9 protein-coding genes and 1 other RNA gene are annotated in these 10,904 nt (G+C 65.4%); 6 read left to right on the plus strand and 4 right to left on the minus strand.

The annotated features are described in order from the left end of the window. Positions 1-120 precede the first annotated feature (120 nt). Positions 121-1,707: a DHA2 family efflux MFS transporter permease subunit gene (locus JHD07_RS20940; protein ID WP_291625371.1), complete on the plus strand. Its 1,587-nt coding sequence runs from the start codon at positions 121-123 to the stop codon at positions 1,705-1,707. Positions 1,708-2,396: 689 nt separating this feature from the next. After that, the gene (locus tag JHD07_RS20945) at positions 2,397-4,193 is read left to right on the plus strand and encodes an ABC transporter ATP-binding protein (RefSeq protein ID WP_291625372.1); all 1,797 of its coding nucleotides are present in this window, start codon (positions 2,397-2,399) and stop codon (positions 4,191-4,193) included. Between the two features lie 89 nt (positions 4,194-4,282). On the opposite strand, the gene JHD07_RS20950 is transcribed toward JHD07_RS20945, so the two are convergent. Then, positions 4,283-5,026 carry a sulfite exporter TauE/SafE family protein gene (locus JHD07_RS20950; RefSeq protein ID WP_291625373.1) on the minus strand — a complete coding sequence of 248 codons (744 nt, stop codon included), beginning with the start codon at positions 5,024-5,026 and terminating at the stop codon, positions 4,283-4,285. 227 nt (positions 5,027-5,253) lie between these two features. Between JHD07_RS20950 and JHD07_RS20955 the strand changes: the two genes are divergently transcribed. Next, a complete protein-coding gene (locus JHD07_RS20955; RefSeq protein ID WP_291625374.1) occupies positions 5,254-5,517 on the plus strand; it encodes a hypothetical protein in 264 nt (87 codons plus the stop codon). 98 nt (positions 5,518-5,615) lie between these two features. Here the strand turns inward: JHD07_RS20955 and JHD07_RS20960 are convergent, their stop codons facing one another. Further along, a complete protein-coding gene (locus tag JHD07_RS20960) occupies positions 5,616-6,986 on the minus strand; it encodes a PLP-dependent aminotransferase family protein (RefSeq protein WP_291625375.1) in 1,371 nt (456 codons plus the stop codon). 49 nt (positions 6,987-7,035) lie between these two features. Between JHD07_RS20960 and JHD07_RS20965 the strand changes: the two genes are divergently transcribed. Continuing rightward, positions 7,036-7,506 (plus strand): DUF983 domain-containing protein, encoded by a 471-nt coding sequence (locus JHD07_RS20965; RefSeq protein ID WP_291625376.1) that lies wholly within the window; start codon positions 7,036-7,038, stop codon positions 7,504-7,506. A 66-nt stretch (positions 7,507-7,572) separates the two neighbouring features. Further along, positions 7,573-8,286, plus strand: a complete 714-nt coding sequence (locus JHD07_RS20970; RefSeq protein ID WP_291625377.1) for an alpha/beta hydrolase — start codon at positions 7,573-7,575, stop codon at positions 8,284-8,286. A gap of 317 nt (positions 8,287-8,603) precedes the next feature. On the opposite strand, the gene rnpB is transcribed toward JHD07_RS20970, so the two are convergent. Together rnpB and JHD07_RS20980 are read right to left on the minus strand one after the other, a co-directional pair. After that, an RNA gene (gene rnpB, locus JHD07_RS20975) (RNase P RNA component class A) lies at positions 8,604-9,033 on the minus strand. A 106-nt stretch (positions 9,034-9,139) separates the two neighbouring features. Further along, complete coding sequence (locus JHD07_RS20980; protein WP_291625379.1) at positions 9,140-9,922, minus strand: N-acetylmuramoyl-L-alanine amidase; 783 nt, start codon at positions 9,920-9,922, stop codon at positions 9,140-9,142. A gap of 518 nt (positions 9,923-10,440) precedes the next feature. Between JHD07_RS20980 and mraW the strand changes: the two genes are divergently transcribed. Further along, positions 10,441-10,904 (plus strand): 16S rRNA (cytosine(1402)-N(4))-methyltransferase (mraW, locus tag JHD07_RS20985; protein WP_291625378.1); only part of this gene is annotated, 464 nt, incomplete at its 3' end.

Genomic DNA, 10,904 nt, shown 5'->3' on the forward strand with positions numbered 1-10,904 from the left:
GTCTCCTCCAGGGACACTCCCCCAGAGGAGAAAGCCCTCACCCGCCGCGCTCTCCGAGCGCGTCGACCTCTCCCGCAAGCGGGAGAGGCAATAGCCCGCCGCTCCAGTTCGAGCTGACACATGGCCACCGCCACCACCGCTTCGCCTGCCATGATGGCGGATCCCGCATCGGAGCGCATTGCGCCGAAGCGGCTGTTCGCGTTCATCATCATGGTGTTCGGGATGTTCATGTCGATCCTGGACATCCAGATCGTCTCGGCCTCCTTGAGCGAGATCCAGGCCGGGCTGTCGGCGAGCTCGAGCGAAGTCTCCTGGGTCCAGACCGCCTATCTGATCGCCGAGGTGATCGCGATTCCTCTGTCCGGATTCCTGTCGCGCGCCTTCGGCACCCGGCTGCTGTTCGCGATCTCGGCAGCCGGCTTCACCGCCGCGAGCCTGCTCTGCGGCTTCGCCACCACGATCGAGGAGATGATCCTCTGGCGCGCGCTGCAGGGCTTCCTCGGCGCCGGCATGATCCCGACGGTGTTCGCCTCGGCCTACACCGTATTTCCGCGCACGAAATTCCACATCGTCGGCCCCATCATCGGGCTGGTCGCAACCCTCGCACCCACGATCGGGCCGACGGTCGGCGGCTACATCACCGACCTGATGTCGTGGAACTGGCTGTTCTTCATCAACGTCGTGCCGGGGATCGGCATCACCATCGGCGTCCTGGCGCTGGTCGATTTCGACGAGCCGCATTTCGAGCTGCTCGATCGCTTCGACTGGTGGGGCCTGCTGTTCATGGCCAGCTTCCTCGGGACGCTGGAATATGTGCTGGAGGAAGGCCCGCAATATGAATGGATGCAGGATACCTCGGTCGCGGTCTGCGCCTGGATCTGCGCGATCTCGGCGATCGCCTTCTTCTGGCGCGTGTTCACGGCGGAGGAGCCGATCGTCAATCTGCGCACCTTCTCCGACCGCAATTTCGCCGTCGGCTGCACCCTGCAATTCTGCATCGGCATCGGCCTTTACGGACTGACCTACGTATATCCGCTCTATCTCGCCCAGGTGCGGGGCTACAGCGCGCTGATGATCGGCGAGACCATGTTCGTCTCCGGCATCACCATGTTCCTGGTCGCGCCGCTGGTCGGCCGGCTCATGGCCAAGGTCGACATGCGCTATATGATCGCGTTCGGGCTGATCGTGTTCGCGATCGGCTCCTATCAGATGACCTGGATCACCCGCGATTACGATTTCTACGAGCTGCTGGTGCCGCAGATCTTGCGTGGCATCGGCATGATGTTCGCGATGGTGCCGACCAACAATGTCGCGCTCGGCACGCTGCCGCCCGAGAAGGTGAAGAACGCGAGCGGGCTGTTCAACCTGATGCGCAATCTCGGCGGCGCGGTCGGCCTTGCCGTCATCAACACCGTGCTCAACGACCGCACCGACCTGCACATCACCCGCCTCCAGGAGCGCGTGACCTGGGGCAATGCGACCGCGACCGAAACGCTGACCATGTTCATGCAGAAATTCCAGGGGCTCGGGGATTCCGCGCTGATGGCGATGAAGCAGCTCAGCCAGATCGTGCACCGCCAGGCCGTGGTGATGAGTTTCGGCGACGTGTTCCTCACGCTGACGCTGTTCTATCTCGGCCTCAGCCTGCTGGTCGCGCTGCTCGACAAGCCGGCCTCGCCGTTCGGCGCCGGCGGCGACGCGCATTGATCGAGCCACAGATCCGGTGTCGTGGGCAATCGCATATGGTGCTTTGCGTGAACTGAGCGCGCGCCTCGTCCTTCGAGACGCCCGCCTCCGGCGGGCCCTCAGGATGAGGCTAAGCAGCATCGGTGCTCGTTGAAACTAGCGCAACACGCTCGGTCCTCATCCTGAGGGCCCGCCAACGGCGGGCGTCTCGAAGGATGGCCACAGGCGAGGTTGCTTCCATATGCGATTGCCCGGCTTGATCGGGCGACCCAGTCCGCCGAGACAGCGCGGCTAGAACCGAGAAGCTGCGGCGTACTGGATGCTCCGCCTTCGCGGAGCATGACGGCGGAGAGTAGCGGCGGCGCCGCGCACCAAATTGCAACACTCGTGCGTGATCTCGCACGGGCCCCGTTGCAAATCGAAAACGGTACATCTATAAAGCGCACCTCATTCATTTGAACCGGGAGGGATTTGCATGATTTCGTCGCATTCGCAGATCGTACGCCCGCGCTCGATGATCGCTCGGCTCGGAATGTACGCGGCCTGCTAGAGGCCTCTTCCGCCAGCTTCGATTGGGCCAGGGTTTCGACCCGGCGTCCCGATCGCTCCACCTCCCAAGTCAAAATCAGTCTTAAGTGACGCCGTTCGGCCTTCGTGGCCGGTCTGCGTCCATCGTTGGAGCCGGTCCGCGCGTGCGGCCGGGTGATGTCATGACCGCTCTGTCCAAGAAGCCCGCGGCGATTCGCGTGGTGCTGCCCTTCGTATTCCGGCACTGGCTGAAGCAGCCCTGGCGCGGCCTTGTCGTGGCCGGCGGCCTGCTCGGTGCAACCGTCGCTGACCTGTTCATGCCGGTATTCTCCGGACATCTGGTCGATGCGCTGACTCGCGGTCCCTCCGACCCCGATGCGCGGCACGCCGCGCTGGTCGCGTTCGGCGCCATCGTGGCGCTGGGCGCGGCCTCCGTGGTGCTGCGCCTGGTCGGGCTGCAGGCGATCGTGCCGTTCACGCTGAAAACCATGTCGGAGGTCGCACAGCAGGCGTTCAACCGCGTGCAGCGCTTCTCGACCGACTGGCACGCGAACTCCTTTGCCGGCTCCACGGTGCGCAAGATTACCCGCGGCATGTGGGCGCTCGACCTGCTCAACGACACCATCCTGATGGCGCTGGCGCCCTCGCTGCTGGTGCTGGTGGGCTCGATGGTCCTGATCGGAATGCACTGGGCCTCGCTCGGCGTGGTGATCGCGATCGGGGCGATCTTCTACGTCACGATCACGGTGGTGCTCTCGACCCGCTACATCGCACCGGCGGCCCGCGTCTCCAATGCCTGGGACACCAAGGTCGGCGGCACGCTGGCGGATGCGCTGACCTGCAACGCGGTGGTGAAATCCTTCGGCGCGGAAGCGCGGGAGGACACGCGGCTTGCCGGTGTCATCAACCGCTGGCGCGTGCGCGTGCGGCGGACCTGGTACCGCTACAATTACACGGCGATGTCGCAGCTGTCCCTGCTGCTGTGCCTGCGCGCGTCCGTGATCGGCGGATCGGTGCTGCTGTGGATGGCGGGCCACGCCTCGCCCGGCGACGTCACCTATGTGCTGACAAGCTACTACATCATCCACGCCTATTTGCGGGACGTCGGCATGCACATCAACAACCTCCAACGCTCGGTCAACGACATGGACGAACTGGTGGCGATCCATGACGAGCCGATCGGGATCGCCGATGCACCCGACGCGCGGCCGATCGCGATCGAGGGCGGCGAGATTGTGTTCGACGACGTCACGTTCCACTATGGCGGCCATCGCGCGCCGCTGTACGACGGCTTGTCGGTCAGGATCCGCGCCGGCGAGCGCGTCGGCCTGGTCGGCCGCTCCGGCTCCGGCAAGACCACTTTCGTCAAGCTGGTGCAGCGCCTCTACGACGTCACCGGCGGCCGCGTGCTGATCGACGGGCAGGACATCGCGCACGCCACGCAGCAATCGCTGCGCAGCCAGATCGCGATCGTGCAGCAGGAGCCGATCCTGTTCCACCGCACGCTCGCGGAGAACATCGCCTATGGCCGGCCGGGCGCCGGCCTCGAGGCGATCGAGCAGGCGGCGCGGCTTGCCAACGCGCATGACTTCATCCTGCGCCTGCCTAAGGGCTACGGCACCCTGGTCGGCGAGCGCGGCGTCAAGCTGTCGGGCGGCGAGCGGCAGCGCGTGGCGCTGGCACGCGCGTTCCTGGCGGATGCGCCGGTGCTGATCCTGGACGAGGCGACGTCGAGCCTCGATTCGGAATCGGAGGCGTTGATCCAGCAGGCGATGGAGCGGCTGATGAAAGGCCGGACCTCGATCGTGATCGCGCACCGCCTGTCGACGGTGAGGAGCCTCGATCGCATCCTGGTGTTCGACCGCGGCGAGATCGTCGAGCAGGGCACGCATGCCGTGCTCGCAGCCAGGCAAGGCGGCATCTATCGCGGCCTGTTCGAGCGCCAGGTGGTGGAGCTCGGACAGATCGCAGCGGAGTGAGGCGCGCGGCGGCGGGGCGAAGGCCCCGGCAACGCGCTGTCAAAGGATGAAATGGGAAAGCGCGATGACGATTCAAACGTCGTCGCGCTTCAGTGCGTGCCAACACTGCTCCAGACGAGGCCCAGGCCCGACAGGAACAACAGGCCGAGCACGACATCGCCAAAGTGCTTGTCGCTCAGCGCGTGATAGACCTTGGCGCCGGCCCATGCGCCGATCAGCGTGCCCGGAAACGCGACCAGTGCGAGCCAGACCACTTTCAGCTCGACCAGGCCTGATGCCGTTTGCAACGCCAGCGCGGTGGCGAGCACCGTGAAGTTGAAGAGCTGGAAGATGCCGCGCCGCTCGTGCTTGTTCCAGCCGCGGATGTTGGCCCAAAGGATGGGCAGCGGGCCCGACAGACCGGCGAGGCCGCCGAGAATGCCGCCGGCAAAGCCGATCGCGCCGTCGGCGATCCTGCCGCCGAACTTGAAGGCGAGGGGTCTCTTGTTGAGGTACAGCGCGCTCGAAAAGATCAGGAGCAGCACACCAACGCTCAGCTTGAATACCTTCGGATCGGCCGTGGCGACCAGCATGGTCCCGAGCGGCACGCCGAGCAGACCTCCAATCAGGAACGGCCAAACCAGCGAGAGGTCGAAACTTTTCCACATTGAGGGCAGCGTCGAGGTCTGCGCGATCACCGAGCAGATCAGCACCAGGGGGACCGCAAGCGAGGGCGGTAGGACGTAGAGCCAGATGCCGAGCGCCATCAGCGCGGTGCCGAACCCGGCGAGGCCCGAAACGAATCCGCCGGCCAGGGCGCCGAACAGCAGCAGGACGTAGGTGAGCGTTTCCAACAGATTAGCCTTGTGGCGAGGGGCGATCCCGGATTTTCGATCGCCATCGCTCGCATAACATGCCTGCCGCCTTGCAGGTCAATCCATCCTGCACGCAAGCGTGATCTGCGGCGTTCGGGCATTCGCGAAAGACGCACCTACATGATGGCCGTACTTCAATCCTTGACCGCCACATGCGATCATTGGTCCGGATCGGCCAGTGCTGAAGGGCGATATGGAGAATGACGATGACCCGCACCAAGATGGCCGCTGCAGCCGCGCTGCTGGCAGCGGCGTTGATGCCGACGATGGCCCAGGCGCAATTTTCGGAGCCTGCGGCCTATCAGGCCGCCCATCCCGACCGTGACGTGCTGAACGGCGGCCAACTCACGCCCGCCGGCCGCGCGGCTCTCGGTCAGCAGGCAATGCCGCGCGATGCGTATGCATCACAGGCCTATCCGTCACCGATGGCACCGGTCGCGCGCTCTTCCCATCGCCATCATCGTCGATGATCCGAAGCATGAACCGGAAAAGTGCGAAGCGGTTTTCCGGATCAATGCGTCGACGACAACCTCAAGCGCGATGACGATTCACCCAATCTCATCGTGCTTTAGACGATCTGCCTGGTGTCGGCGGGCTTCTGCAGCGCGCCGATCAGGATGCGCAGCGCCTCCGCGAGTTCCGATCTGTTGCGCGCCGCCCCCAGCGAGACGCGGGCCGCATGCGGCGGCGATCCGTCGACCGTGAAGGCATCGCCCGCGACGATCGCAAGGCCGTTCCGCAGCAGATGTGCCGCGAGATCGGGCCGGCCTTCCGGCAGCCGCAGCCACAGATGATGAGCGGCGGGCTTGGCCAGGAATTGAAAACCCTTCAGCGTGCGTTGCGCAAGCTGCTGGCGGCCGACCGCCTCGCTGCGAATGGCGCTGATGATGCGATCGGCAATGCCGCTTTCGATCCAATGCGTCACCAGGGCGACCATCAGCGGCGCCGGCATCTGCACGGTTGCCTGCAAGGAGGCGCGCATGTCACGCTGGGTGTCGCCGTCGGGCGTCACCAGATAGGCGACGCGCAACGCGGGCGCGATGCATTTCGACAGCGTGGTCGCGAGATAGGTTTGCTCCGGAATGAGGTTCGCGATCGGCGAGGCCGAGCGGTCCAGCAGCCCGTAGGCGTCGTCCTCGATCAGGATGGTGCCGGCATCGCGGATGATCTTCGCGACGGCGCCGCGCCGCTCGGCGGACAGCGTCGCGGTGGTCGGGTTGTGCAGCGTCGGAATGAGATAGACGGCCTTGGGCTTGTGCACGCGGCAGGCCTTTGCCAGCGCATCCGGCAGGATGCCGCCCTCGTCCATGGCGACGCCGACGAGCTTGACGCCGAGCCGGGCCGCGGCGGCCTTGATGCCTGGGAAGGTGAGGGCTTCGGTCAGCACGGTTTCGCCGGGCCGCGCGACATGGGCGAGCAGGTTGAACAGGATCGTCTGCGTGCCTGGAAAGATCACGAGCCTGTCGGCCTGCGCATGCGGAACGCGTGAGCGTAGCCAGCGCGCCGCGACCTCGCGCTCATGCGCGCTGCCGCCGGGCGGCTGATAGTTGAGATGCGCCGTCAGGCCCGACTGCGCGCGGATGGCTTCCATGCCGGCGATGATGCGCTCGTCGAGCTGCGCCTCCAGCGGATGCGGCGGCACGTTCATCGACAGGTCGATCGCGACGGGATGCGGCAGGTCGACCGCGCGGCGCGCGCTGGTCTCCGACACGAACGAGCCCTGTCCAACGCGGGCTTCCATGATGCCGCGGCGCCGCGCTTCGGTGTAGGCGCGCGTCACCGTGGTCAGGTCGATGCCGAGGGATTTTGCGAGCGCGCGCTGGGTCGGCAATTGCTGGCCGCGCACCAGCCGGCCGGCGGCAATGTCGGCTTCCATGGCGTCGACGATGCGCTGATAGCGAGGGCCGCTCAGCTCGGAGATTGTAGGGGTCCAATCCATGCAATGTAACCCCATATCCTTTGAATGTATGGATGTAGGATATTATTGTATGGATCATCGAAAAGGAAGAGGTGTGGTCATGTCGGTCTCTCTGGCGCCGGTCTCTCTGGCAAAGGCGATGTGGCGCGGTTTCAGCGGCAAATGTCCGAATTGCGGGGAAGGGCACATGTTCGGCCGTTTCCTGAAGGTCGCCCACAGCTGCGACCATTGCGGCGAGGAGCTGTTTCATCAGCGCGCCGACGATTTTCCCGCCTATCTCGTGATGGTCGTGGTCGGCCATCTCGTGGTGCCGGCGATTCTCGCGGTCGAGGCCGCTTATGCGCCGCCGGAATGGTTGCAACTCGCGGTGTGGCTGCCGGTGACGCTGGTCGCCTCGCTCGCGTTGCTGCAACCGACCAAGGGCGCCATCGTTGGGCTGCAATGGCAACTCGGCATGCACGGTTTCGAGGCGAGCAAGCTGAGGCGCGAGGCCGGCGAGCTTGCACCGGTTCTGGTCAAGGCGGATACCCGCGCGGCCTGAGCGGCGTTTACATCGCGCGGCCGGCCAGTACACTCCGTCGTACCAACAGGAACGATGGAAACGCCGATGGCCGCACGCGCGAAGACCTTCCTGCTCTGTCATGGCGCCTGGTCCGGCGGATGGTCCTGGAAGAAGATGCACCCGCTCATGGCGCAGGCCGGTCATCGTCTGGTGGCGCCAACCTACACCGGCCTCGGTGAACGCGCGCATCTGGCAAGCCCCGCGATCGATCTCGACACGCATATCCAGGACATCCTCAACGTCATCGCCTTCGAGGATCTCAGCGACATCGTGCTGCTCGGCCACAGCTATGGCGGCATGGTCGCGACCGGCGTCGCCGATCGCGCGCGCGAGCGCGTGACGCAGCTGATCTATCTCGATGCCTTCGTGCCGCGTGACGGACAGTCGCTATTCGATCTCAACGAGGGCGGGCGCGAGCCGATGCGCAAGGCAGCAGCCGCCGGCGACGGCTATCGCATCCCGCCGAATCCGCCGCCGCCCGACACCCCGCAAGCCGATCTCGACTGGCTCAACGCGCGCCGTGTCCCGATGCCGATCAAGTGCTTCGAGACACGCTTGAGGCTCGGGCACGGCGAGCCGGCGATGCCGCGCAGCTACATCTATTGCACGCGCATTCCGCCGGGCGACGTGTTCGGCCAGTTCGCGAAGCGCACCAGGAACGAGGATGGCTGGCGCTATGTCGAGCTCGATGCGAGCCACGCGCCGAATGTCACGGCGCCGGAGGCGCTGATGAAGGTGTTGAACGAGATCGTCGCATAGCTCGCAGCCGTCATTCCGGAGCGTGCGCAGCACGAGCCCGGAATCCATTTCTCCTCCGTCTCTGCTGCACGATGGATTCCGGGCTCTCGCTTCGCGAGCCCCGGAATGACGCTGGTGAGTGGCGGGGCGCCCGGCCAAAGTCTCGCTCGTCATTCCTGGGCGTGCGCAGCACGAGCCCGGAATCCATTTCTCCTCCGTCTCTGTTGCACGATGGATTCCGGGCTCTCGCTTCGCGAGCCCCGGAATGACGGCGGTGAGTGGCGGGGCGCCGCCAAAATGGTGAGGGGCCCGATGCGTTGGCACCGAACCCCTCGTCGCACATCAGCCGACCTGTAAGCCGGGTTCTGTAGGGTACCGCCCGCTTGCGCGCGCGATACGTGACGGCCATTCCTCTGGGACCATGTTTGCAAATGGCCTCGAGCAACCTACCCGGACGGCGGGCCTGACATCGCCCCGCGGCGTTATCGCTTTCGCGAACAGCCCGCTATGCCGTCCCTATTCGGTTTTGCTCCCGGTGGGGTTTGCCATGCCGGCTCCGTTGCCGGAACCGCGGTGCGCTCTTACCGCACCTTTTCACCCTTACCTCGCCGAAGCCCCGAAGGGCGAAGGCGGGCGGTTCGTTCTCTGTGGCACTTTCCCTGGGGTCACCCCCGCCGGACGTTATCCGGCACCGCATGTCAAGGGAGCCCGGACTTTCCTCCCCGGCGGCCTTTCGGCGCCTGCCGGAGCGGCCGTCCGGCCGACTGACTGATAACGCATGGGGCATTTGTGACGGTTTCGTCAAGCCGAGATCGCGACGCCCGCGTCGCCGTTGCAAGAGCGTCTCGTCATGACGGCGTGTGCTGCTACGCCGTCACTTCGACGCCACCGTCGTTCCCTCTGGCGGCAAGCTCGCCAGCAGGGCCTGCAATGTCGACAGCGTCGAGTGATCCGCGACGCCATCGAACCGTGCCGGACGGAAATGCCGCTGGAAGGCGGTGACGACCTCCATCGTCGCGGCGTCGTATTTGCCGTTCAGGGGCACGCCATAGCCGTACTTGGCGAGCGCCTGCTGCATGCTCAGCACGGCGTCGCTGATGGTGCCGAGCATCAGGCTCTCGCCGCGCACGATCGGGGCGGGGGTGACCCAATGGCCGACGCCGGAATTGGCCAGCGAATGCCACGGAAACTTCTCGCCGGGGTCCTTCTTGCGCGCGGGCGCGACGTCGGAATGGCCGAGCACCCGGTGCGCCGGCACCTTGCGGCGAAGCATGATGCCACGGCACAATGCGATCACGGCCGCGATCTGGCGCAGCGGATATTCCGGATAGCCCCAGTCATGACCGCGATTGATGATCTCGATGCCGATCGAGCAGGAGTTGATGTCGTCCTCGCCGGCCCAGGAGGAGACGCCCGCATGCCAGGCCCGCTTGGCCTCGGGCACGCATTGCACGATGCGGCCGTCCTCCAGCACGACATAATGCGCCGACACTTCGGTGCCCGCGGTGCACAGCCGTGCCAGCGCGCCCTCGACGTCGGGCATGCCGGTGTAGTGCAGCACGATCATGTCCGGCTGCCGTCCCTTGTTGCGCTCGCCGAAATTGGGCGAGGGGATGATGTCCGAGACGGTCGAGGAGTCAGGCTCGAACGTCCGCAGGTTCGCCACGGCTTTGGGAACCGGGAGAACGCGGTGACGCTTCGAATCGGATCCAGACTGCATGGACAAACCGGAGGGCATGAGCAGCTCGAGGCAACGGAGAGTAGGGCAAGCCCTTCTCTTTACTATTCCTTTACCCTCCACCGTGCGCAATCGCGTGGTGCGGTTAACGGATCCATTTTGGTGATGTGTGTGGATGACGCATCACCGCACCGCCACCTTTTCGACTTGTCGCGAGTCGCGCAACGCTTTCTTAACGCTAAGGGCCGTTACTGAGGGATGAAGAGCCGACCTGCGTCCGGAGGCGGCCAAAGCGTATTTTGGCTCGAAATCCCATGGCTGCCCGACAAATTCCACTGGGAACACTGGGTCTGTGGCCCGGGACGATCGGGCTCGGTAACCATGTTGGACAGGGGCTTTGTCGTGGAACCGCCGCAACGCGCAACGATACGAGGCGTTATGGGCTTGTTCGACCCCGGTCTCGCCTGGTCAGGTTCGGCAGTCGGCTGGCGTCGCGCATGAGCTCGGCTCCGCACATCCCCGTTCTGGGCCCTGAGGCCATCGCGCTGCTCGCCCCGCGCGAGGGCGGCGTCTATGTCGATGCCACTTTCGGTGCCGGCGGCTATAGCCGCGCGATCCTGGAGATGCCGGGAACCCGCCTCATTGCCATCGATCGCGACCGCAGCGCGATTGCCGGCGGTGCCGAGCTGGTCGAACGCTCCGCGGGCCGGCTGACGCTGGTCGAGGACCGCTTCTCCAACCTTGCCGAGGTCTGCGACGCGCAAGGGGTCGCGGCGATCGACGGTGTCGTGATGGACGTCGGCGTGTCCTCGATGCAGCTCGACCAGGCCGGCCGCGGCTTCTCCTTCCGTCTCGACGGTCCGCTCGACATGCGGATGGCGCAGTCGGGGCCGACCGCCGCCGACGTGGTCGCAAGCGCCTCCGAAGGCGATCTCGCCGACATCATCTATCTCTTCGGAGA

It is taken from the genome of Bradyrhizobium sp. (assembly GCF_016462955.1).
Taxonomy (GTDB): Bacteria; Pseudomonadota; Alphaproteobacteria; order Rhizobiales; family Xanthobacteraceae; genus Bradyrhizobium.